22 protein-coding genes are annotated in these 21815 nt (G+C 53.4%); 10 read left to right on the top strand and 12 right to left on the bottom strand.

The genetic code is table 11. The annotated features are described in order from the left end of the window. The first annotated feature begins 33 nt into the window (after positions 1-33). A complete protein-coding gene (locus tag TRICHSKD4_RS20380; protein ID WP_009465942.1) occupies positions 34-1560 on the top strand; it encodes an IS66 family transposase in 1527 nt (508 codons plus the stop codon). 333 nt (positions 1561-1893) lie between these two features. Here TRICHSKD4_RS20380 and TRICHSKD4_RS20375 read toward each other — a convergent pair whose 3' ends face one another. Genes TRICHSKD4_RS20375 through TRICHSKD4_RS20365 form a run of 3 tightly spaced genes read right to left on the bottom strand, consistent with a single transcriptional unit; the run spans position 1894 to position 4513 of the window. Beyond that, the gene (locus TRICHSKD4_RS20375) at positions 1894-2790 is read right to left on the bottom strand and encodes a D-alanyl-D-alanine carboxypeptidase family protein (protein ID WP_139052213.1); all 897 of its coding nucleotides are present in this window, start codon (positions 2788-2790) and stop codon (positions 1894-1896) included. A gap of 37 nt (positions 2791-2827) precedes the next feature. Continuing rightward, positions 2828-3589: an ABC transporter permease gene (locus TRICHSKD4_RS20370; RefSeq protein ID WP_009468838.1), complete on the bottom strand. Its 762-nt coding sequence runs from the start codon at positions 3587-3589 to the stop codon at positions 2828-2830. A gap of 3 nt (positions 3590-3592) precedes the next feature. Further along, a complete protein-coding gene (locus TRICHSKD4_RS20365; protein ID WP_009468837.1) occupies positions 3593-4513 on the bottom strand; it encodes an ABC transporter ATP-binding protein in 921 nt (306 codons plus the stop codon). 248 nt (positions 4514-4761) lie between these two features. Here TRICHSKD4_RS20365 and TRICHSKD4_RS20360 point away from each other — a divergent pair, with 248 nt between their 5' ends. Next, positions 4762-5664 (top strand): pirin family protein, encoded by a 903-nt coding sequence (locus TRICHSKD4_RS20360; protein ID WP_009468835.1) that lies wholly within the window; start codon positions 4762-4764, stop codon positions 5662-5664. A gap of 49 nt (positions 5665-5713) precedes the next feature. On the opposite strand, the gene TRICHSKD4_RS20355 is transcribed toward TRICHSKD4_RS20360, so the two are convergent. Beyond that, the gene (locus TRICHSKD4_RS20355; protein WP_208993141.1) at positions 5714-6751 is read right to left on the bottom strand and encodes a DUF2336 domain-containing protein; all 1038 of its coding nucleotides are present in this window, start codon (positions 6749-6751) and stop codon (positions 5714-5716) included. 233 nt (positions 6752-6984) lie between these two features. Between TRICHSKD4_RS20355 and TRICHSKD4_RS20350 the strand changes: the two genes are divergently transcribed. The 3 genes from TRICHSKD4_RS20350 (at position 6985) to TRICHSKD4_RS20340 (ending at position 11134) form a co-directional block, all read left to right on the top strand. Then, complete coding sequence (locus TRICHSKD4_RS20350; protein ID WP_139052212.1) at positions 6985-8151, top strand: GNAT family N-acetyltransferase; 1167 nt, start codon at positions 6985-6987, stop codon at positions 8149-8151. A 114-nt stretch (positions 8152-8265) separates the two neighbouring features. After that, complete coding sequence (locus TRICHSKD4_RS20345) at positions 8266-9177, top strand: PhzF family phenazine biosynthesis protein (protein WP_009468832.1); 912 nt, start codon at positions 8266-8268, stop codon at positions 9175-9177. Between the two features lie 406 nt (positions 9178-9583). Continuing rightward, positions 9584-11134, top strand: a complete 1551-nt coding sequence (locus TRICHSKD4_RS20340; RefSeq protein ID WP_009468830.1) for a 2-isopropylmalate synthase — start codon at positions 9584-9586, stop codon at positions 11132-11134. Here the strand turns inward: TRICHSKD4_RS20340 and TRICHSKD4_RS20335 are convergent, their stop codons facing one another. The 5 genes from TRICHSKD4_RS20335 to miaA form a co-directional block, all read right to left on the bottom strand. Continuing rightward, positions 11135-11710: a GNAT family N-acetyltransferase gene (locus TRICHSKD4_RS20335; RefSeq protein WP_009468829.1), complete on the bottom strand. Its 576-nt coding sequence runs from the start codon at positions 11708-11710 to the stop codon at positions 11135-11137. A gap of 76 nt (positions 11711-11786) precedes the next feature. After that, entirely contained in the window at positions 11787-12362 is a 576-nt protein-coding gene (locus tag TRICHSKD4_RS20330; protein WP_009468828.1) for a thioredoxin domain-containing protein, read from the bottom strand. Positions 12363-12404: 42 nt separating this feature from the next. Further along, positions 12405-12644, bottom strand: a complete 240-nt coding sequence (locus TRICHSKD4_RS20325; protein WP_009468827.1) for a glutathione S-transferase N-terminal domain-containing protein — start codon at positions 12642-12644, stop codon at positions 12405-12407. A 401-nt stretch (positions 12645-13045) separates the two neighbouring features. Continuing rightward, on the bottom strand, positions 13046-13588 hold the full coding sequence (locus tag TRICHSKD4_RS20320) for a GNAT family N-acetyltransferase (protein ID WP_009468826.1): 543 nt from the start codon (positions 13586-13588) through the stop codon (positions 13046-13048). A gap of 169 nt (positions 13589-13757) precedes the next feature. Further along, complete coding sequence (miaA, locus tag TRICHSKD4_RS20315) at positions 13758-14726, bottom strand: tRNA (adenosine(37)-N6)-dimethylallyltransferase MiaA (RefSeq protein ID WP_009468825.1); 969 nt, start codon at positions 14724-14726, stop codon at positions 13758-13760. Here miaA and serB point away from each other — a divergent pair. Beyond that, the gene (gene serB, locus TRICHSKD4_RS20310; protein WP_009468824.1) at positions 14725-15615 is read left to right on the top strand and encodes a phosphoserine phosphatase SerB; all 891 of its coding nucleotides are present in this window, start codon (positions 14725-14727) and stop codon (positions 15613-15615) included. The two genes, miaA and serB, sit on opposite strands and share 2 nt — an antisense overlap. 67 nt (positions 15616-15682) lie before the next feature. On the opposite strand, the gene TRICHSKD4_RS20305 is transcribed toward serB, so the two are convergent. Continuing rightward, entirely contained in the window at positions 15683-17680 is a 1998-nt protein-coding gene (locus TRICHSKD4_RS20305; RefSeq protein WP_009468823.1) for a tyramine oxidase, read from the bottom strand. A 231-nt stretch (positions 17681-17911) separates the two neighbouring features. Here TRICHSKD4_RS20305 and TRICHSKD4_RS20300 point away from each other — a divergent pair, with 231 nt between their 5' ends. Next, entirely contained in the window at positions 17912-18505 is a 594-nt protein-coding gene (locus TRICHSKD4_RS20300; protein ID WP_009468822.1) for a DJ-1/PfpI family protein, read from the top strand. A 104-nt stretch (positions 18506-18609) separates the two neighbouring features. Continuing rightward, complete coding sequence (locus TRICHSKD4_RS20295) at positions 18610-18960, top strand: ribbon-helix-helix domain-containing protein (RefSeq protein WP_009468821.1); 351 nt, start codon at positions 18610-18612, stop codon at positions 18958-18960. Positions 18961-18963: 3 nt separating this feature from the next. Here TRICHSKD4_RS20295 and TRICHSKD4_RS20290 read toward each other — a convergent pair whose 3' ends face one another. Together TRICHSKD4_RS20290 and TRICHSKD4_RS20285 are read right to left on the bottom strand one after the other, a co-directional pair. Beyond that, entirely contained in the window at positions 18964-19542 is a 579-nt protein-coding gene (locus tag TRICHSKD4_RS20290; RefSeq protein WP_009468820.1) for an HD family hydrolase, read from the bottom strand. Between the two features lie 19 nt (positions 19543-19561). Continuing rightward, positions 19562-20311: a pyridoxine 5'-phosphate synthase gene (locus TRICHSKD4_RS20285; protein WP_009468819.1), complete on the bottom strand. Its 750-nt coding sequence runs from the start codon at positions 20309-20311 to the stop codon at positions 19562-19564. A gap of 268 nt (positions 20312-20579) precedes the next feature. Between TRICHSKD4_RS20285 and TRICHSKD4_RS20280 the strand changes: the two genes are divergently transcribed. Then, complete coding sequence (locus TRICHSKD4_RS20280; protein ID WP_040617135.1) at positions 20580-20930, top strand: hypothetical protein; 351 nt, start codon at positions 20580-20582, stop codon at positions 20928-20930. A 326-nt stretch (positions 20931-21256) separates the two neighbouring features. After that, positions 21257-21793 carry a PAS domain-containing protein gene (locus TRICHSKD4_RS20275; protein ID WP_009468816.1) on the top strand — a complete coding sequence of 179 codons (537 nt, stop codon included), beginning with the start codon at positions 21257-21259 and terminating at the stop codon, positions 21791-21793. Positions 21794-21815 lie beyond the last annotated feature (22 nt).

The following is a 21815-nucleotide window of genomic DNA, read 5'->3' as shown; positions in this document are numbered from 1 at the left end:
AACTTACGCCCTTGATCTGATATAAGATCGAAGATGCTGAAGGACCTTGATATCACCCCGGAGGACCCCGCCGAATTGAGGGCGGTGAACCGCCTTCTGGCCGACGAGGTCAAGGCTCTGAGCCTCAAGGTCGAGCAGCTTCAACACCAGTTGCACGGGGCCAATCGGCATCGGTTCGGCTCCAAGTCTGAGGGTCTGGATCAGCTCAATCTCGATCTGCTCGAGGACGCCGAGATTGTTGAGGCCGCTGAAGACCAGGCAAAACAGCCCGCCCCGTCGCAGGAGGGAGTTGATCCAAAGCCGAAGCGCAAACACAGCCGCAAGCCCTTGCCGGATCATCTGGATCGGGAAGACGAGGAGCTCTCTCCCGGTGATGAATGCGGTCGTTGTGGTGGCAACTTGCGCACCCTGGGTGAGGATGTCACCGAAGAGTTGGAATACGTGCCGGGACGCTTCAAGGTGAAGCGGATCATCCGGCCCCGCAAAGCCTGTTCATGGTGCGAGGCGATTGTGCAAGCGCCGCTGCCATCGCGCCCCATTGAGCGTGGGCGGCCCGGACCGGGATTGTTGGCCCATGTTCTGGTAAGCAAATATGCCGATCATTTACCCCTCTATCGCCTGAGCCAGATCTTTGCCCGTGAAGGCGTCGATCTGGACCGCTCGACCATGGCCGACTGGGTTGGTCGCTCGACGGCCCTGCTGGAACCTCTTGCCGATGCCATCGGACGGATGGTGCGGCAAGGACCTGCGCTTTTTGCCGACGATACGCCCATCAAAATGCTGGCCCCCGGCAACAAGAAGACCAAAACGGCGCGGGTCTGGACCTATGTGCGGGATGAGCGTGCCTGGTCTGGCCAATCGCCACCCTGTGCATGGTATCAGTTCACGGTGGATCGCAAAGGAGAGCATCCCGTTGCTCATTTGTCGGGATACAAGGGCTGGGTCCATGCGGATGGATATTCCGGGTTCAACGGTGTGTTCGGTGACGACAAAGCCGATGAGATGGCCTGCATGGCGCATGTACGACGCAAGTTCGTGGATGTCTTCTCCTCGCAGGGCAGCGCCATTGCCGAAGAAGTCATCCGCCGGATTGCTGAGCTTTACGCTATCGAGAAAGAGATCAGGGGCATGCCCCCCGAAGACCGCGCTACCATCCGGCAGGCTAGGGCAAAACCGATCTTTGACGCCTTGGAAGAATGGTTGCAGACGCAATTGCCCAAAATCTCGGGAAAGTCACCACTCGCGCAGGCCATCCGCTATGCCTTGGGCCGAATGCCGAAAGCACGCCCATACCTTGAGCTCGGCCATCTGGAATTGGATAACAACACCGCCGAGCGCGCCGTTAAACCCGTCGCCATCGGACGCAAAAATTGGATGTTCTCAGGCTCCCAAGGCGGCGGCAAAGCCATGGCTATCGCTTATACCCTGATCGAAACGGCCAAGCTCAACGGTGTTGACCCTCAGGCCTGGCTGACCTGGGTCCTCGGTCAAGTCGCCGACCACAAAATCACACGCCTCGACGAACTTCTGCCCTGGCGTTACGCTGCTCAGGCAGCGTAACAGGCCGCATCGGTGTCGCGCCAGAGCGCCTTCGCCGGACGGTCACCGTTCCTTGGCAAATTTGCGAAATAAAGACATGGCTCTGTCCTCGAATGCTGCCTAGCTAATTTTACGTAAGCCTGTAAGACGCTCTGTAATTATTCGTCTTATTAGTTTGCGCGCCGCCTGAAATGCTCAAGTTGCGTTACGTAAAGTTTTAGGAAAAACGATTTAAGGTCAGGTTAGAGAATTAGGTAAAATTGTAATTAAATGTTGTTTTATGCAGAAAACCACCGTTTATGACGGGTGTATCTCTTCGTGCTTGCGATCTATGGTTTAGTATTCGGTTGGGGTTCAGTAGGAGAATCTCTCGATCAACTGCGTCACTTCCGTGTCGCGTGCGCTTTCGCTGGCACCGCCCATGACAACAACGACCAGCTTTCGGCCATTGCGTCTTGACGTGGCCACAAGGTTGTAGCCGGAGAGGCGGACATAGCCTGTCTTGAGCCCGTCTACCCCCGCGACTTTGCCTATCAGGTTGTTGGTCGCCTTGAACCTTCGGCCGTTGTACGTGACGGACCGGGCTTTGTAGTAGCTTGCGTATTGCGGGAAACGCCTTTTGAGCGCCATACCAAGCTTTGCCATGTCGCGCGCGGTTGTGACTTGCCGGGGATTTGGCAATCCGCTTGCGTTGACAAAACGGGTGCGCGTCAACCCGAGGCTCTTGGCTTTTTGTGTCATCTTACGTGCGAATGCGGCTTCGCTTCCGGAAATGTTCTCAGCAACAGCAATTGCAACATCGTTGGCAGACTTGATGGCAAGAGCTCGCGCGGCCTGCTCGACGGTTATTGTCGATCCCGGTTTGAGGCCGATTTTGGAAGGCGGCTGGGAGGCCGCATTTGCTGAGACATTCAGCGGTGTGGAAAGTGTGTAACGGCCTTTGCTGACTTCTTCGAAGAGAAGATAGAGCGTCATCATCTTGGTTAGAGACGCTGGAAACCGCGGGGCATCCGCATTTTCAGAAAGCAGTTCTCTTCCGGTATAGCCGTTGAGCACCAACACCGAGCGTCCTCGAGGCACAGCGGTTGGAGCGGCATAAGCAGCAGGGGTCACCGGTGCTGTCTGGCTGGTCGCCTGAGGCTTTGGCTGTCCCGAGCCAGAGGTTGAAGGGGAGGGTGCGGTGCTTTGGCAAACGGCCAATAGAGCTGTCACACCCAAAACCGCAACGCCGTTTGAAAACTTACGGAGCACGCGTGTCACCCTATTCTGCCTTGCCTCGTCACCCGCCTTACGGCTTCAGCTTATACCCGGTCTTGAAGATCCGATGAATTACAAAAACGCTGGCGGCGAGGAAGAGGAAGGTCATCGCAAGGGAGAGAGCGAGGCTCACATCTGCCTGACCATAAAAGCTCCAACGGAAACCAGAGATCAGATACACAACCGGATTGAGCAAGGTAACCTTCTGCCAGATTTCCGGCAGCATGTTGATGGAGTAGAAGCTGCCGCCCAAAAATGCCAGCGGGGTGACGATCAGGAGCGGTACAAACTGCAGCTTCTCAAAATTGTCTGCCCAGATGCCAATAATGAAACCCAGAAGTGCAAATGTCACGGACGTTAGCGTGAAGAACACAATCATCCAGAAAGGGTGCTGCACTTCAATGGGGACAAAAAAGGTGGCTGTGATGAAGATGATAATGCCGACAAGGGCAGACTTGGTGGCCGCTGCCGCGACATAGGCAATGGTAATCTCCAGAAAGGAGATCGGTGCTGACAGAACCTCGTAGATTGTTCCGGTGAATCGCGGGAAGTAGATGGCGAACGCAGCATTCGACAAGCTTTGTGTCATGAGGGACAGCATAATGAGACCTGGAACGATAAACGCGCCGTAGCTGACCCCATCGACTTCGGAAATGCGTGATCCGATTGCAGCTCCAAACACCACAAAATAGAGCGTGGTGGAAATGACCGGCGAGACGATGCTCTGCATCAATGTGCGCCCGGTGCGGGCCATCTCAAAGAAGTAGATGGATTTGATCGCATGAAAATTCATGGCTTAACCTTTCACCAGATCAACGAAGATGTCTTCCAGAGAGCTTTGCTTTGTCTGGAGATCGTGGAAACGGATACCGGTGTTAGAAAGCTCTGTGAGCAGGGTCGTAATGCCGGTTCGTTCGCTCTGGGTGTCATATGTATAGGTGAGGGTCTTTCCATCTGGCCCGAGAACCAAATCAAACGCTGACAAGGCATCGGGAACGGCTTCCATCTTTTCGTGCAGGATGAGCGTCAGTTCCTTGCGCCCCAACTTACGCATCAACTCAGCCTTTTCCTCAACAAGGATGATTTCCCCCTTGTTGATGACGCCGACACGGTCGGCCATTTCCTCGGCTTCTTCAATGTAGTGGGTCGTCAAGATGATCGTGACGCCCTTGTCTTTCAGTTGGCCAACGAGCCGCCACATATCATGGCGCAATTCCACGTCCACACCGGCGGTTGGCTCATCAAGGAAGAGAACTTTCGGCTCATGGGAGAGTGCTTTTGCAACCAATAGCCGCCGTTTCATGCCGCCTGAAAGGGACATGATCTGATTGTCCCGCTTGTCCCACAGTGTGAGGTCTTTCAGGATGGATTCTATCAATTCTGGTTTGGGTGGAAGACCAAACAGACCGCGGGTGAATTGAACGGTATTGAGGACTGGTTCGAACGGTGAAGTCGGCATTTCCTGAGGTACAAGGCCGACCAGTTGGCGAGCGGCGCGGAAATCTTTGATCGCATTGTGGCCGCCTATAGTTATCGATCCGGATGTTGGGCGCACCAGCCCACACACCGTGCTGATCAAAGTGGTTTTGCCCGCTCCATTTGGACCAAGAAGAGCGAAGACCTCGCCCTCATTGATGTCGAGTGACACAGACTTCAAAGCGGAAAAACCGCTGTCATAGGTTTTGGTGAGATCCTTGACAGAAATGATCGCGGACATGATGGCCTGTCGTTTGGTCCCGTCAGCGCCAAATATCAATGAGACGATGGCTGTAGCTGAATCAGGAAGGGAAGCGGTTCAAATGAGCGCGCACCCTGCCAGAACTGCCGTGGATTGAAAAGGGTTCGTGTTGCTACTCGCTATTGTTCAGTCATAGGAAACAGAGCGTCGGCTGTTTGAGGGATGGTAGTGTGCGTGTGGCACCATAAGTATAGCGGTAAGTCATAACTCAAATCGGGAGAGACACGATGTCCATACGACCCGTTACGCATATTGGCCAGACGCAACCAACCATGGAAGGTGTGGGTGTGCGCCTCGACCGGGTTTTCGGTTTTCAGGATCCTTCGCTGGTTGATCCGTTCCTATTGTTGGATGATTTCCGCAATGATCGACCGGAAGATTATGAAGCGGGGTTTCCCTGGCATCCGCATCGAGGCATTGAGACGATCACCTATGTTTTGGCCGGAACGGTCGAGCATGGCGATAGTCTCGGAAACAACGGAAATCTCGGGGCTGGTGATGTCCAGTGGATGACCGCCGGACGCGGGATCATGCATCAGGAAATGCCAAAAGGAGACGCAAAAGGCCGGATGCATGGGTTTCAGCTTTGGGCCAATTTGCCATCAGACCTGAAAATGACCGCGCCGCGCTATCAGGATGTCCAATCTAAGGATATTCCGGTGGTTACGGATGATGATGGCACATCTGCCCGCATCATTTGCGGCGAGTTCTGGGGCAAGCGTGGCCCGGTGGATGGCATTGCAGCTGAGGCGCAATATTTGGACATTCATGTTCCTGCGGGTGTGAAAAAGCGGTTCAAGGTCGATACCCATAAGCAAACCTTCGCTTACATCTTCGAAGGGGCAGGGCGGTTTGACTATGCATCGGACCCGTTCGGAGTATTGACCGAAAAAGAATATGGCGGTGAAGAGCTACATATTCGTGATCAGACCGGCGACCGCTCTCTGGTGATTTTTGGATCTGGCGACGAAGTTGTCGTGCAGGCCGGAGATCAAGGCATTCGGTTCCTGCTCGTATCGGGAGCTCCAATCAAGGAGCCCGTTGCATGGCATGGCCCGATTGTGATGAACACGCGTGAGGAGCTGATGCAGGCCGTTACCGAGCTAAGGAACGGCACATTCATCAAATAGTGGCCTCAGGAGGACATTTTGGCCGCGCTTTCATGCGCGGCCTTTTTCTTCAAGAAGCTAAAGCCTGAGGCGTGTTTCGAAATTTTTGTAGCTCCATGTAATAGAATTTTGGCCTGCGTTTCAGCCACTGTCCCCGTTCATTCAAAAAGGTCTGGAATGTTTTTGCGGATATTCCGGTGCTTTTCATCAGATTGACCACAGCAGATTCTGCTGGGGAACGCAGAACATTTTCGACTGTTTTTTCCGGAAGGCAGGCCCGTCGGCTGATCAACCAGATGGCAGCCATCATTTTCTTTTGTTCAAAAAGGGCCAGAAGCAGAGCGTCAAAGGAGAGGTCTTCATCTGAGGAAAGCACATGTGCTTCCTGAAATGACAAGATGCGCCCCTCAAACTCAAAACTCACTGGATAGGTTTTTTCGGTTGCAAAAGCGCGTAACGAGTTCAAATCGTTTCTTTGAAGGGCTGCCCGTAAATCGGCTGAGATCAAGGGGCATCCCGTGTTCATCAACCCCGCAAGTGTCGCTCGAAACTGTTTGTCATTCAGCGCGCGGTTTGCGATTGCGCCAAGGACCGGTTCTTCCACATTTGCCATCAGCAGCACTCCGAGCACTGCGCTCTCTGAGAAGCTGCTGTCCATATTGTTCAGCAATGTAAGGACTACAATCCGGTGGCCAGTTCGAATGAGCCTTTCAGTCACTGGCTCTGGCAGGTGTGATCGGCGTGCCAAAGCTTCCAAAGTTTTTTCGTGAGTGCCGAATGCGAGTGCCCTAAGCCGTTTTTCGTTCAGAACCGGTGAAAACTCCACCAGCGCTTCTTTGATTTCGTGATTAATCTCAAGCAGTCTCTCCAAGAGCTGCTGAGTGATGCGGTTCGTTCTGCACAGACGAGAAGCAAGCCAAATCTGGTCTTGGAATGACAAATCTTCGATGAACTTTAAAACAATAAAGGAGAAGGATTCTATTTCGGTCTCTGAGGTAGATATCTCAGTTTGTTCGATAAACTCGCGAACAAGTTTTTTGAGCAGGCTCGCACGGGCCGCTGTGCTGTCGCTCTTCGCGAGTTCGATCAATAATTCTTTTTGAGACATGGTTCGAAAGCCCGAATTTGCTGTCATTCTCAAATATTATTTATTTCGTTTCAAAATTTACGTAAAGTTATATCAGTTTATATCTCTTAGTATTGTTTTTTATTTGTTAATTTGTTGAATAGTTATTCAGGTTTCTTCTTAAGGTGTTGTTCAGTAAATTATTTGTGGTAGCATCTGGAATGGTATAGGCATGAGTGCTGCTCATTTCATGTCTATTGTTTCTCGAAAAGCTCATGACCTTAAAACTGCGCCCCGCCGTACTGCAGGATGCCCCGGTTCTCACGGATATTCTCCATCGCAGTAAGGCGTCTTGGGGGTATCCTGCTGACAAAATGGCGGAATTCCGAAAACACTGGCATGTGTCGGAGAACAAGATTGCCAGTATGACCGTGCTTGTTGCGGAAAAGGCTGATGTGCCTTGCGCATTTCTGAGTGCGACGCCCAAGGATGGTGAAACACTGCTTGTTGACGACCTTTTCGTCGACCCTTCAGTTCAGCGGCAGGGAAACGGCGCTTTGTTGTTGGCCCGTGCAGAAGATATCGCTCGGTCTCATCGCCTGACACGGCTTTATCTGGAAAGTGATCTTCATGCCGAGGGTTTTTATCAGGCGCACGGCTTTAAGACATTTTCTCACAAACCCAGTGAAATGGTTCTGGGAAAGGAGCTGCCGCTTATGGAAAAGCAGCTTCCGCCATCAGTTCATGCTCTCCATTCTTTTGATGTGAAGGTCGACAGGGAGCAGTCTTGGGACTTCGAAACGCTCAATGCAGCGGCGATTGATCGCCATTGGAAAAAGGTCATGTCCGCCAAAAACCAGCTGTGGAACGGTCGCAACCTGATGCTGGTTGAGCATCAATTCGAAAATGGCGCGCTGACTGGCACTTGCCGGGAAACCTCCTTTTCCAGCTTTCTGGCTTGGCGAGATTGGGGAGCGGTGGACATCACGTCTCACAATCTTATTGGTTCTGCCGTTCTGGTAAGTGCTGACGGCGCATTGCTTTATGGTGTCATGTCCGGCCACACGGCCAATGCGGGTAAAATCTATCCTCCGGGCGGAAATGTTGATCCTGATGATGTGCGGTCAGATGGCAGTGTTGACCTAAAGGCGGCCATTTACAGGGAGCTTTTGGAAGAAACAGGTTTGCAGCGGAACGATGTGAATGAGGGCGCGCTATTAATCGCTTTCGATGGGCCGCGGATCAGTGTTGCACAGATTTTTGAAGTGCCGCTTGAGGCTGAGCCACTCAGCCAGAAAATCATGCAACATTCCCTTGGCTCAGAAGAGCAGGAGCTTTCCGGTGTTCGCATCATCCGTGAAAAAGCCGATCTTCATGATCCGATGATTGTTTCGTATGCTCGGGAAATTGGAATGCATTGGTTCGACCAACGCGCCGATTAAATCTTTGTTGACCAACATGAGTGTGAAGAGGCTGGCGATCCGGTTCAGTCCGTGCAACAGTCGCGCCACTCGCGATCATGTTTTTGGTGCGTTGTTTGAAGGGAGACTATGCCGATGGGCCGCCGTTACGCCATTCTTGATGTGTTCACGAATAAGGCGCTTGCGGGAAATCCGCTTGCAGTGGTGCTGGAATCGGAGGGTCTCGACGACGCTCAAATGCAAGCAATTGCAAAAGAATTCAATTTGTCCGAGACGGTTTTTGTGTTTCCACCGGAAAATCCGGGACACTCTGCCAATGTTCGGATTTTTACGCCCAGCGTCGAACTTCCCTTTGCCGGACATCCGACTGTTGGTACCTCCATTTTGCTGGCAACCGAGCGGTTCGGTGATGTTGAGGGCGAGCAGGATGCGATGGTCGTTCTGAAGCAGCAGATTGGCGTTGTGCGCTGTGCTGTTGTGCTCCGCGCGAACGCAGCTGCGTTCTCAGAGTTTGATGTGCCGAAATTGCCTGAACCGGCGGGCCCAACCCACAACAACGAGCTGATTGCTGAAGCACTTAGCCTTGATCCGACTGATATTGGCTTTGAAAACCACGATCCGTGCCGCTTTAAGGTCGGCTCGCCGTTCAATTTCGTGCCGGTGCGCAATCTGGATGCCCTGTCCCGGGCCAAGCCGGACATGGCGCGCTGGAAGGCTGCCTTCGGCCATGACACGCATAACGACGCCTATGTCTATTGCCGGGAAACCCGCTCACATGACAGCGCGTTTCAAGCGCGCATGTTTGCTCCGGAAATGGGCATCGCGGAAGATCCGGCAACCGGCTCAGCTGCTGCCGCCTTTGCCGGGGTGGTCAATTTTTATGATGGTTTGACCGAGGGCACTCATCACATCCGCATTGAGCAGGGATTTGTGATGGGTCGGCCTTCCTTGATCGATTTGGAAATCGATATCGAACACGGCAAAATGCATGCAGTTCGGATCGGTGGGCAAGCCAAGCTCGTCGCACGTGGTGAGCTTTACATCTAAAGCGCTAAACAGTGCGAAAGGGAATAGTTCGGGTGCAGGTGAAGAAACCTTGTTGCATCGAAAAAATTCCTACCTTATGAACAAGGCATGTTAACACAACGGTCACATTTCGGCGCGAGCCTGAGTTAAAGTGTGATCTGAATAGGCCGAGACCCGACAAGACATGATCGCGACACGCGACATCGTTGGATATCAGAGCGACGCGCAATTGCAGCGCGGCGGCCTCATTCTCCTTGGTGACCTTCTCCTCCTTAGATGCCCCTGAGCGTCGGCTGAATCGTGTTTTGAAAAACGGACGGGCACTCAGGGGAGATAAAGCGCTTTACCAGATATCTTGAGATAAAGATCGCGCCTGAGGCCCAAACGACACTGCCATTTCAGAGCCGATCGCCACGAGGAAAACAAAATGACCACCACCACCGATCAGGTTCGCATTTTCGACACGACCTTGCGCGATGGAGAGCAATCTCCCGGCGCGTCCATGACCTTGGAAGAAAAGCTGCAAATTGCGGAAATTCTAGACGAAATGGGCGTTGATATCATTGAGGCGGGTTTTCCGATTGCCTCCAATGGTGACTTTGAGGCGGTGTCTGAAATCGCCAAGAACTCAAAGAATTCTGTGATCGCAGGTCTTGCCCGCGCCATTCATGCTGATATCGACCGTTGTGGTGATGCTGTGCAGCACGCTGAAAAAGGGCGGATCCACACCTTCGTTTCCACATCTCCGATTCATCTGAAATATCAAATGAACAAGAGTCAGGAAGAGGTTCTGGAGATTATCACCGACACGGTGACCCGGTCCCGCAATTTGATCGATGATGTGGAATGGTCTGCAATGGATGCGACCCGAACGCCGATTGAGTATCTGTGCCGGTGTGTGGAAGCTGCCATCAAGGCCGGTGCCACAACCATCAACCTGCCGGACACGGTTGGTTATGCCACGCCCGATGAATACAAGCAGATGTTCGCGGACATCATTGCGCGGGTACCGGACAGTGATAAGGCGATCTTCTCTGTTCACTGTCATGACGATCTGGGATTGGCCGTTGCCAACTCGCTGGCCGGTGTTGCTGGCGGTGCGCGTCAGGTGGAGTGCACGATCAACGGTCTGGGCGAGCGGGCCGGTAATGCGGCGCTGGAAGAAATCGTCATGGCCATTCGCACCCGTGGAGATGCGCTGCCTTACACCTGTCAGGTCGAGCCGCATTTCATGACCCGCGCCTCCAAACTGGTAGCAGCGGCCTCTGGCTTTGCGGTTCAATACAACAAGGCCATTGTCGGCAAAAATGCCTTTGCTCATGAAAGCGGTATTCACCAGGACGGCATGCTGAAGAATGCTGAAACCTATGAAATCATGCGTCCGGAAGATGTTGGTGTCAAAGCCACTTCTCTGGTGATGGGCAAGCACTCCGGGCGTCATGCCTTCAAGGACAAGCTGGCCGAGTTGGGCTACGAGTTGGGTGACAACGCCGTGCAGGAAGCCTTCCGCCGCTTCAAGGATTTGGCTGACCGTAAAAAACATGTCTATGACGAAGACATTGAAGCCTTGGTCGAAGATGAGATCGCTGTTGCAGGTGAAAACATCAAAGTGATTGCGTTGACGGTTATAGCTGGTACGGGTGGTCCGCAAAAAGCGATCTTAACCATGGATGTGAACGGCCAGCATGAGACCCGCGAAGCGCAGGGCGATGGTCCGGTGGATGCGACCTTCAACGCCATCAAGATGATCTGCCCACACGAGGCAACCTTGTCGCTTTATCAGGTGCACGCGGTGACCGAGGGAACCGATGCGCAGGCGGAAGTGTCTGTTCGTCTGGAAGCCAATGGCCGCATTGCAACAGGCAAGGGGGCGGACACGGACACACTGGTCGCCTCAGCCCGCGCCTATGTATCTGCCATGAACAAACTGGCCCAACGCCAACAAGGCAGCAACCCGGGCGCTTTGAAGGCTGGCTGATCAAGCCTTCACGTGATGATCATGAAGGGAGCCCAAGTGGCTCCCTTTCTTTTTAGGTGCTTCGAAATCAGCTCGTTCAAGTCGGTAGAAGGTCAGGTCTTCGCCGTCAACGTGTCTGTCTTGCCAGAAGGTGAGCCCAGCTTTCTTCATGATGTTCAAAGACTTATGGTGCTCTGAAACCGCGTAGGCGATCAGGTAGTTGTGTTGGGTGTGTTTAAAGAACCATGCGATCAGGCCACGGGCGATCTCTGTTGCATAACCTTTGCCCCAGGCTGTTTGTTTGAAAGAATATCCCAACTCCCACCCTGCCGGGTCGTCCTGCCAATCAAATCCTGCTCTCCCAAGAAATTCGCCTTCGCGGGTTTCGACTTTCCATTTGCCAAGACCGTCGGTTTTGTTCGTCAGGAGATAACGATCCAACCGAGTGCGGACTTCTTCGGCCGACATGGGAACCGGTCCGCAGGACAGATATCGATTGACCTCAGGGTCTGAGTGAAGATCGAGCAGATTGTCGAAGTCGCCTTCAGTCAACGGACGGACCTGCAGCCGATCCGTTTGCAAAATGATGTCAGACACTTCAAATCCCCAAATTAAAAAAGAACCCTGCCATAGCAGAGTTCTTGAAGTTCGGGAAATCAGTGCGTTTTTCAACTCAGAGCCGTGGATCGATCACTGCACGCCATTCTTCCAGACTGGGTTCTTCGGAGAATTTTCCAACCAGATCAGATGAATTGAGAAAGAAGGTTGGCGTGGCCCAGACCCCTTTTGTGGAGGCAAAGCGGATTGGCGTGCGAGCGTCGGTGTAGACTTCGTTCGTGCCGATCAGCTTCAACATTTCATCCTTGTTGAACCCGGCAAAATCATGCGCAAAGTCCGCAATCAGGTTGAGCAAATCCTGATGGGTCTTGTGCAGGAAAGGGCCGTTGTAATAGTCGCTTTGACGCGCATAGAGGTAGCTTGCAAACCCGAAGAACTTTTCGGTGTCATCTCCCGCCAGCGCGAAGATGCCTTTGCTGACGTCCCATGCCTGACGGTGATTGCTCAGGGTGATCAAATGTACGGCCAGTCCGATTTCGCCCTTAGCGTAGTGTTCTTTAAGTGCGACCAGAGAGGGCCATGCGAGTTTGGAATGCGGACATTGAATGTCGATAAACGCCTCGACTTGAACGTTGGCGTCACGTAATCCGTAGAAATAGCCGCTTGGCTTTCTGGGAATTGGAATAGGCATGCCGGGAGCTCAGTTATCTGGATTAAATTGAGGGGCGGAGGATCAGGCGATATCCAGCTTCTTCTTTAGATACGCGATGATGTCCGCAGATTCGTACATTTCAACGCCGGTTTCTTCATCAACCAGGTAAGGGGTCTGGCGCTTGCCGCCGCGCGCAATCAGTTCTTGCTCGTAGTTTTTGGTGTCGCGGTCGCGCAATTCTGCGCTGATGTTGTTCTTCTTCATGAACGCCATGACGCGCTCACCGAAGGGGCAGCCCTGTTCGATGTATAGAATATACATGTTGTTTCCTCGGGTTTTTTAATGGTGCTGAAGGGCTGGTTTGCGTTTTTTCTCTGATGCCGTTTCGCAGTGATCTCCCTTAAATTCGGGCTGCGCGCGGCTCAGCTATTCGCAAACAGTTCTGGTGAACTTCGGCTTTCCAACACTGATAAAGGGAAGGCGGGATTGAGGCGCTCGCCTTCTCGATAAAGGCACGCCCGCCAATTCACGCCAATTCAAGGCGGACATTGTCACCGGGTGTGAGGAAAGAAAAATCGTTTTTTCGGATGCTTTTAATAAGCTGAGATAATTGCAGGCGGGGAGGGGGAATAAAGCCTTCCGGCCAGAACTTGCATCGACCGCATTTTTCTGGAGCCAGAAGGCGCCCGATGCAAGGTGCAATGCAGTGTCACAAAAATGGATCAGGCAGACAGAACGTAGGTCTGCATGGAGGGGCTGAGAACCTGAAAGACATCACAGGGCATGCCATTGATTTGTTGGCTCTCGCGGTAATAAAAGCCTGCGTCGATGATGGTGTCACGAACAAGCTTGTTGTCCGTTCGAACGATGGCAACCAGATGTGAGAAGTAAGTGTTTTCAAAGAACCATGTGATCAGGTCCTGGCACAGGTTCTCCCCGATCTGGGGGAACTGTTCCAAAGCATCGATCGACAGGCAGTAATCCAGTTCGATCTCGGATGTCTCTTCCAAAGCTGCAAATCCGGCCCAGCCCAAGAAGGTGCCATCCTTGCCAACAACCTTCCAGCGGGAGAAACCGTGTTTCTCCTGATGATCAATTGCTGCTTCCACAAAGGCGCGGGCCGACTTTGCCGGTAATTCTGTTGGACATGGAGAAATGAAGCGAACGACACGCGGGTCCTTCCACAGATCCTCGATGAGGGCGATGTCTGTGCTTGTAAACGGCTGCAGTTCAAATTCGCCGGTTTTCAAGACAAGATCCTGCACAATGGCCTCCTAAGCGTAATGCCAGTTAAAATTGCGTACGCGATTGCACGGAGCTTCCGTTTTTGCGCTGGTTTTATTGATTAATTTAAGAAAACTGTCCCAGCGTTCGCTTTCTAGCACATATCAACCGAAAATGCCTGCTTTTCTTGCTGTGCAGTGCGACTTTAGTCTAGTGCGTTGCAGCATCAATAAATACATTACTCAAACTTATGCGTGTATTAAAGTGTGCCGGATCAATGCGACGCCAATGTGACATTTGATTTCGAAACCAGGTTTCCTGACGCTTGGCATATTGCCTTGTGGCAGTGACCAGTCGTTCCCGTGCTTCTGCCTCATCGCATTCGTCTTTCAGCAGAGAGCTGATCTCTTTCACACCAATGGCCCGCATGGCTGGCAGGGTTGGGTCTAACCGGCGTTCAAGAAAGCTGGCAACCTCGTTCTGCCCCGCGCTGCCCGTCATAAGTGCAGAGCGTTGTGCAATGCGGTCGTGCAGCCAGGGGCGCGGCGGTGCCAATACAATGGGCAGCGTGTTGGAGAGGGGAAGGAGCGGGGCGGCATGCGATTCGCTTTGCCAATGTGACAGAGATTTGCCAGTCGCCTTGATCACTTCAAGGGCGCGTGTCAGACGCTGCAGATCATCCAGTTCAGCGGCGGCTGCCGCATCCAAAGGCGCGAGCGCAGACCTGACAGCCTCGATACCGCCTGTGTCCGCAAGGTCGCGGCATTCGGCTCTGATTGCCGCATCAATCTCCGGTATCTGGGCGAAGCCTTCGGTGAGTGCCTTGTAGTAGAGCCCGGTTCCGCCGACGAGAATGGGGGCAGGGCCCTCAGATTTCGCTTCCTCAATAAGCGGGGCGACGATGCGCAGCCAGTCGCCGGTGGAAAAGGCGGTCGCCGGATCAACCGTTCCATACAGCCTGTGTGGGGCGATGGCTTCATCCGCTTCGTCGGGGCGCGCGGTGACAAGGCGAAGGCCATCATAAATCTGCATGGAATCGGCATTAATGATGGTTCGTCCAAGTTCTCGGGCCAGTTCAAGGGCCAAAGCCGACTTGCCGCTCGCGGTCGGTCCCGCTATCAGGATGACGCGGTGCTCCATGCCGTTTGCTGAAACCACTTCGCCCAAGGTTTGCTTCATGTCTCTCGTTGCCACTCTCGTCTGTCGACCGACTGCACCTAAACTGGACGCCGATGTCCTTGCAACCGTTTCTGCGGCGCTGGGCACCGAAGATCCAGCGCGCATCTTGAGCAAGGGTGTTGCGGCAGACCTCACAGTGGCGGGAGACTCGGCCGCCACTGCACGCGCGCAAATCGTATCGGCTCTGGATGGCTTGCCTGTCGATGTCTTTGTGCAACCGACAGAGGGGCGGCGCAAGAGACTGCTGATCGCAGATATGGATTCCACCATGATCCGGCAGGAGTGTATTGACGAATTGGCAGCTGAATTGGGTCTGAAAGAGAAGATTTCAGAGATTACCGAACGGGCCATGCGCGGCGAGATTGATTTTGAACCGGCACTGAAAGAGCGGGTCGGCCTTTTAAAGGGGCTGGATGTTGGTCAGGTTGAATCGGTTTTGAATACCCGGATCCAGTTGATGCCGGGCGGTCGCACATTGGTTCAGACCATGAAGGCGAATGGTGCTTATTGCGCGCTGGTGTCCGGTGGCTTCACACGGTTTACCGGTCCTGTGGCAGCCATGATCGGGTTTGACGAAAATCAGGCGAATGTTCTTCTGGAAGAAGATGGCAAGCTGAACGGTGAAGTTCAGATGCCAATTCTGGGACGTGAGGCCAAGCGCCAACGGCTCAACGAATTAAATGCTGAAAAAGGTCTTACGGCTTCCGAGACAATGGCCGTTGGGGACGGCGCGAATGATCTGGCGATGCTGGAAACAGCCGGGCTAGGCATTGCCTACCGCGCAAAACCCGCCGTTGCAGAAGCCGCTGATGCCCGGGTGGACCACGGCGACCTGACCGCGCTTCTTTACATTCAAGGCTATTCCGAAGCCGAGTTTGTGCTCAGCTGAGTAGACTAGGTGTCATGAACAAGCCCGCCAAATCGGCGGGCTTTCTGGATTCAAGAAGGAGGTGGCGTTATTCGCCGTCCTTCGGCGTTCGGATTGTAATGGCCGGGTTCATGGGGAAGAAGTTCATCGGCATCATGTGAACGGTCTTCCATTCGGTGGACATGACAGGCCAGTCTTCCATGCGCGGGATGTGGTGGAAACCTGCGGTGAACCAGGTGACAATGTCCTTGTTCACAAGGTTCGCGTCATCCTCGATCCATGTCGCCAGACCGTCGCTGCCGTCTGAAGCGAAGGCAAGCTTGCCGCCGGCATAGCGTTCATCAGGTTTGTATTCCGTCGTCCAGACGCTGTTCTCGATATAGCGATTGCGCATGAAGGGCGGGTCGTTTTCAAAGTCGAACGGACCATAGGCCACTGATCCGTGATGCAGCATGTAGCCGGGCTTGTATCCGAGATACCCGTCTTCGTTCGGGTTCATGATGTGGAAGTATCTCGGCTTGAAGGAGCTGATCTGGAACGTGCCTTCCTTTTCGCTCTTCACCATATCATTGCGCACTGTCCAGAACGATTTGCGCGGTGAACCTTCCGGTGCCTGTCCTTCCACGATGTTAGCAACCATCATGGTGTTGTTCGGGCTGTCGATATCAAAATCGAGGCGGAAGTTGAAGTAGTGATCGTGATAGGGGGCGACCAGATTTGGCGCAATCAAGCGGCCATATTTGGTGTCGTCTGCTGCTGATGGATCCGCAAGGGTCTTGGCGTTCACACCCTTCACCGCATCCAGGCCGGAGGCACCGATCTTCACATAAAACTCGCCGTTTTGCTTGAACCGGTAATCAATCAGATAGTCGTAATTGCCGACTTCTGAAGCTGAGCGGACGACGAGTTCAGTCTCAGGTCGGCCTTCTGTCGGCACAAAGTTGTCGGGTGTTTGGGCAAAGACCTCAAAATGCCGCCACGCGGGATCGCCAATGTTGCGCTCAAAAACGCAGATGGCATCGGGTATCTCCAGTGGATTGCCATTGTCGTCATGGATCATCGCTGGCAGGAACGAGGCGTAGGACGGGCAGTCAACGCCCTTTCGCAGAGGGGTCAGGAACAGGCCAAAGCCATACTCTCCGCTGTCCATATAGGTGCGCCAATACCAGCCGGAGGTCGGGTCCATGTATGGAACGAACACTTCCGACAGGTGCGCCTGATAGAGTACGGACCGCCAACGGTCGCCATCACGTACATCGATGTTGGAGAGGACAACGCCGGGTCGTTTGTCCGTGCGATAGCGCATGCGCCAGATGTCCCAGGAAATCTGGGTGCCGTCGATGGTCACACCGGAGCCTGTCTCACCTTGAACACCGGCTGTGACACGGTCCTCCCGCAGGGGAGCGCGCTGGGCGATTTCGTCATCGGTGTAACCCCAGTCATCTTCTGGGGTCGCAACCGGCTCTTCGGCTATCACGTCCAGCACTTCGCCCGCGGCCAGATCAACCACGGCAAAAAGCCCCTCAATTGGCTTGGCGTAGAAGTTCGAGCCGGTTGGATTGACGTAACAAGGTACCTTCATCAGGCGCTTGCCGTCTTCTGCATCGGTGAAGAAATTACCAGCCGTCAGAGGAAGGCAGAAGACATCATCTGGCGTCAGCCCCCGTTTTTCCAGCCCGGTGGCCATACGTGGGTCACCCAGCGCGGTTTCCATGGCGGTGATGAACTCGGCAAACATCACCATCGGCTGACCGTCGAGCGGGGCCGCACTTTCCACCGACCCATCTGTGATGTTGACGACAGCTTCATGAAACGTGCCGCCCTTGAACATGTGAACGGTCGCCTTGCGGTCGGGGCTATCGCCAGACAAGACCATGGCCTTCGGCGGCTCCAGGAGTTCTATCAATGGATAAAGTGTATCGGCGTTTGCAGTGCCAGCATCATTCAAGATGCTTGTCACGGCTTTGACTTCGTCTCCTGTCAAACCATCAAGCGGATGACCTTCTGCACTTGCAGACGAAAGCCCCATGGACAATGCCCCTGAACCTGCCAGCAGGCTGGCGGCAAGTGACTTGATAAAACTCATTTCGCGTCCCTTTATCGTTGTAAAATTAACCGACCGTTCGGACGATAGAATGCGAAGGGTGCGCCAGGATTGCAAATACAAATAGGGATTTTGCGTTGCAAAATTGCGCTGCGGCGCGACAAGGCGTTCATTTCGTTCGTAGGAGATTTTGCATGTAGTACTGCGCTAATACCCGTTCATCGTTCGGGTTTGCTACGTGTTGGTCATCAGCAACGCTCCCGGGAGGACATGATGAGCGCGAAGAAAATTCTGATGATTACTGGTGACTTCACCGAGGATTACGAGACCATGGTGCCGTACCAGGCGCTTCTGGCGATGGGGTACGACGTGGATGCGGTGTGTCCGGGCAAGAAGGCAGGCGAAACGGTCGCAACTTCGATCCACGACTTTGAGGGGGATCAGACCTACACGGAAAAGCGTGGCCACAATTTCACTTTGAATGCCAGCTTTGCCGAGGTTTCCGTTGAAGAATATGATGCGCTTTTGATCCCCGGAGGTCGCGCGCCAGAATATCTACGCCTCGACGATAAAGTGATTGCCGCCGTTCGACATTTCTTTGATGCGAACAAGCCGGCTGCTGCGATTTGCCATGGTGCACAGCTGCTGTCTGCAGCCCGCGTGATCGAAGGTCGGACCGTTTCCGCCTATCCGGCCTGCCGTCCGGAAGTTGAGTTGGCTGGCGCCTCCTATGCCGATATTGCAATTGATGGAGCCGTGACGGACGGCAATCTTGTCACTGCACCCGCATGGCCAGCTCATCCGGCATGGCTCAAGCAGTTTGTTGCGGTGCTCGAAGGCCGTGTGGCTGCAGATATCGCAGCCTGATCAACCTGTCAGGTTGGGAGGTGGACGGGGTCTCTTGCCCGAGCCCCGTCCATTATCCATAGTCGACCGAGAGGTGGCTCGGGCAGGGCAGGCGGAGTTGGATCATGTGCAAACTGTTTATCGAGGCTGACAGCACGCTTTGGGCAAGCACGACCCGCTCCATGCGGATCGACGGCATGGTCACCAGTGTACGGCTTGAGAATTTCTTCTGGACAGCGCTGGAGGAAGTCGCCGAACGCGATCGCATGACTGTGGTTCAGCTGATCACCAAGCTGCATTATGAAAGCATTGATGCCGGGCATGACCTTGGCAATTTCACAAGCTTTCTGCGGGTGTGTTGTGGGAGGTATCTGGCCTTGCAGCTGTCAGGCGATGTGCCGCGTGACAAGCGTCTGCCAATTGCCGAACTGGATGCAGACAGCATTTTGGAAACCGAACGCGGCCGGGTCCATTGAGACTCAAGGGCTTAAAAAGCCCTTCTTGACGGCCTCTTCCAGTAAGGATTGCCCATAGTCCCAAAGAGTGGGGAAAGGGGAGAGTTTCGGTTCTTTTTTCTTTCGAAGGAATGCTGCGCTGAGGTCAGTGTGACTTTCGCCCGAACTGCCGGGGCCAAACACCATCAACATGGGGTGGAGGGCATCCATCGCGTTTGCGAATTTTGCTTCTGGCGTAGTCGCATCTTCAAACTCATGCCAGAGCGCTTTGAACTCGCGACGCTGTTCTTCGGGCAGGAGGGAAAACACCTTTTCAGCAGCAGCCTGCTCGAGTGCGTGAACTTCGGCAGCGTTTTCTTCCGTAACCCAGTGATCCCCTGCTTCGATTTCAACCAGATCATGGACGATAAGAAGCTTCAGGACGTGACCAAGATCTGTTTCCCCGGGAGCGTGATCTGCGAGGACCATTGTTTGCAGCAAGGCATGCCAGGAGTGTTCGGCAGAATTCTCATATCGTTCTCCACTGACAAGCTTGTTGTTTCTGACGACGGATTTTAGGCGATCTGCAGTGAGGAGAAACTGAATTTGGGTATCAAGGGGCATTGATATCGCTTCTTCCTGCCTACAACTCACCCATCGCGCAGCGGAAGCGGTTGACGCTTGCCGCGAAACCGTGAATCAACGCATCGGCAGTAAAGCCGTGTCCAATGGACATTTCCCGAATGAAGGGAGCTTTTGCCAGGAGCGGTGGAATGTTTTCGACCGTGAGGTCATGCCCGGCATTTACACCTAATCCCACAGCTTGCGCTGATTCCGCTGTTGCAACAACCTTGTCCAGCTCTTTCAGTGCACGATCCTGATCATCATAACAGGCACCATAGGGCCCGGTGTAGATTTCGATCCTTTCCGCCCCCATTTTGGCGGCATGAGCAGGGGCGCTGGGGTCAGGATCACAAAAGAGCGATACAGTAACCGCACAGTCCTTCGACATCGCGATGGCGTCTGCAAGTCGGGAGGTGTCCTTTGAAAAGTCCCATCCGTGATCAGACGTGGTTTGCTCCGGCTCATCTGGTACGAACAGAACCTGATCGGGGCGGGCGTCTTCTACAAGTTTCATGAAATCAGGGGAGGGGTAGCCTTCCAGACACAGTTCCTTGTTCGGGAACCGGTCTTCGATCAGTTCGGACAGCTCGAAGACATCACTCTTGCGAATGTGGCGCTCATCCGGTCGGGGATGAACGGTGATGCCCTTAGCGCCAGCCTCCATCGCTAGTGCGGCCAGTCCGGTCACGCTGGGCCAAGGTAGGTCCCGACGATTGCGCAGCATCGCGATGGCATTCACATTGACCGAAAGGCGAGAAACGGCGGACATTCTTTGAGTTCCGTTTGAAGAATTTAATGTAACAGGTGAGTTATGCGGCTGGGCCTCTCACTCTCCGATAAGCGAAAATTGTTGCAAAGCTGCTTGAAGTCAAACGGGAAATTGTCCCCCGTGACAATGTGCAATGGCGGCTGTCGATATTAACTCTAATAGCCGATTTAGGTAGGTGCGTTGTGAAAACTGATTGCCGCACTACCGTAGCGTCGTTAATTCTCTGTTCATCTTAAGGCTTTGTTAATTTTGACTGTGGGTGTTTGGGATGAAGATATCTAGACTGGCTTTTGAGGGGGGAACTCTCGCTGTTTTGGTCTTTTTGGCAGCAATTGCCTATGACGCAAACTCTCATCATGTTCGAGCCCTTCCGGATCGTTTTGAGCGCGATGCTGAAAGGCTTGCGACCGGGGCTGACGATTGGTATCGAGCAGCGACTTCGTACCGCGTTCGCCGAACTTTGCGTGAAGCCGGTGATCGTTCATATTCGGTTTTGATGACGCAGCAGGCCTTGTTTCGAGAAATCAATCGTGCACTGGAAAAAGCAAACGACGCGATGAGAAAGCAGCGCCTATCTGACTTGCAAAGGCACCGGGTCCTTTACGGCGATCTATTCTGATTTCATCGCTTGCCTTGTGACACCCATTCAAGCCTTCAAGATGCTTTAGCTGCGCTGAGATGCTTCGCAGTATCGGTGCATTTGTGCGTATTTTTGCTGCAGTTCTAAGAGGTCGGTTGTATCCAACCTTGGTATAATTCGCGCAAGATAAGAAAACTTTTCGGAACTTTTTCGTAAAAAGAAGGCCATATTGCCCTTCGATCTTCCAAAATTATGGGAAAATTAAGATCGCAAGGGAACTCTACTTTCAAAGGGGCTTCTTCTGTTTCTATTTTATAGTGTGAGCTGGTTGTCCCGTTAGGTTTGTGCCTAGAGGAAAGTATGACATGGCTCGTGATTTGCCAGTAACCGGTGTTGAACAGTTTTTCGGAGAAGACGAGATCATCGTCAGCAAGACCGACCTGAAAGGTCGTCTGATGTATTGTAACGATGTCTTCCTGAGAATTGCCGGCTATACGGAAGCGGAATGCGTCGGCCAGCCGCACAGCATGATCCGCCATCCGCACATGCCACGATGTGTTTTCAAGCTGCTTTGGGAGCATATTGAAGCTGGTGATGAAATTTTCGCCTATGTGGTCAACCGCTGCAAAAATGGCGATCACTACTGGGTTCTCGCGCACGTCACACCGAGCCGAGCGCGGAATGGCCAAATTGTTGGATACCACTCCAACCGCCGTGTTCCTGATCGTGGCATTTTGGAAAACACCATCCAGCCACTCTACCAAAAACTGCTTGCAGAAGAGCAGCGGCAATCTGACCGCAAGCTCGGGCTTCAGGAATCCATGGCCATGGTTCATCGGATGCTGGAAGAGCATGGCATGCCCTATGACAAGTTCGTGGCGACGCTGAAAAACGCCGCTTGAGTGGATCATCACAGCAAGTTTT

The sequence above is a fragment of the Roseibium sp. TrichSKD4 genome, from assembly GCF_000148725.1.
GTDB lineage: Bacteria > Pseudomonadota > Alphaproteobacteria > Rhizobiales > Stappiaceae > Roseibium.
The sequence above is the reverse complement of the archived record's forward strand: the minus strand, read 5'-3'. Positions and strand labels throughout refer to the sequence as shown.

Bases quoted from the DNA above. Each gene is read 5' to 3' on its own strand.
- TRICHSKD4_RS20380 (WP_009465942.1), top strand. From the start codon at position 34: ATGCTGAAGGACCTTGATATCACCCCGGAGGACCCCGCCGAATTGAGG.
- TRICHSKD4_RS20370 (WP_009468838.1), bottom strand. From the start codon at position 3,589: ATGAATTTTCATGCGATCAAATCCATCTACTTCTTTGAGATGGCCCGC.
- TRICHSKD4_RS20365 (WP_009468837.1), bottom strand. From the start codon at position 4,513: ATGTCCGCGATCATTTCTGTCAAGGATCTCACCAAAACCTATGACAGC.
- TRICHSKD4_RS20360 (WP_009468835.1), top strand. From the start codon at position 4,762: ATGTCCATACGACCCGTTACGCATATTGGCCAGACGCAACCAACCATG.
- TRICHSKD4_RS20355 (WP_208993141.1), bottom strand. From the start codon at position 6,751: ATGTCTCAAAAAGAATTATTGATCGAACTCGCGAAGAGCGACAGCACA.
- TRICHSKD4_RS20350 (WP_139052212.1), top strand. From the start codon at position 6,985: ATGACCTTAAAACTGCGCCCCGCCGTACTGCAGGATGCCCCGGTTCTC.
- TRICHSKD4_RS20345 (WP_009468832.1), top strand. From the start codon at position 8,266: ATGGGCCGCCGTTACGCCATTCTTGATGTGTTCACGAATAAGGCGCTT.
- TRICHSKD4_RS20340 (WP_009468830.1), top strand. From the start codon at position 9,584: ATGACCACCACCACCGATCAGGTTCGCATTTTCGACACGACCTTGCGC.
- TRICHSKD4_RS20330 (WP_009468828.1), bottom strand. From the start codon at position 12,362: ATGCCTATTCCAATTCCCAGAAAGCCAAGCGGCTATTTCTACGGATTA.
- TRICHSKD4_RS20325 (WP_009468827.1), bottom strand. From the start codon at position 12,644: ATGTATATTCTATACATCGAACAGGGCTGCCCCTTCGGTGAGCGCGTC.
- serB (WP_009468824.1), top strand. From the start codon at position 14,725: ATGTCTCTCGTTGCCACTCTCGTCTGTCGACCGACTGCACCTAAACTG.
- miaA (WP_009468825.1), bottom strand. From the start codon at position 14,726: ATGAAGCAAACCTTGGGCGAAGTGGTTTCAGCAAACGGCATGGAGCAC.
- TRICHSKD4_RS20305 (WP_009468823.1), bottom strand. From the start codon at position 17,680: ATGAGTTTTATCAAGTCACTTGCCGCCAGCCTGCTGGCAGGTTCAGGG.
- TRICHSKD4_RS20300 (WP_009468822.1), top strand. From the start codon at position 17,912: ATGAGCGCGAAGAAAATTCTGATGATTACTGGTGACTTCACCGAGGAT.
- TRICHSKD4_RS20295 (WP_009468821.1), top strand. From the start codon at position 18,610: ATGTGCAAACTGTTTATCGAGGCTGACAGCACGCTTTGGGCAAGCACG.
- TRICHSKD4_RS20290 (WP_009468820.1), bottom strand. From the start codon at position 19,542: ATGCCCCTTGATACCCAAATTCAGTTTCTCCTCACTGCAGATCGCCTA.
- TRICHSKD4_RS20285 (WP_009468819.1), bottom strand. From the start codon at position 20,311: ATGTCCGCCGTTTCTCGCCTTTCGGTCAATGTGAATGCCATCGCGATG.
- TRICHSKD4_RS20280 (WP_040617135.1), top strand. From the start codon at position 20,580: ATGAAGATATCTAGACTGGCTTTTGAGGGGGGAACTCTCGCTGTTTTG.
- TRICHSKD4_RS20275 (WP_009468816.1), top strand. From the start codon at position 21,257: ATGGCTCGTGATTTGCCAGTAACCGGTGTTGAACAGTTTTTCGGAGAA.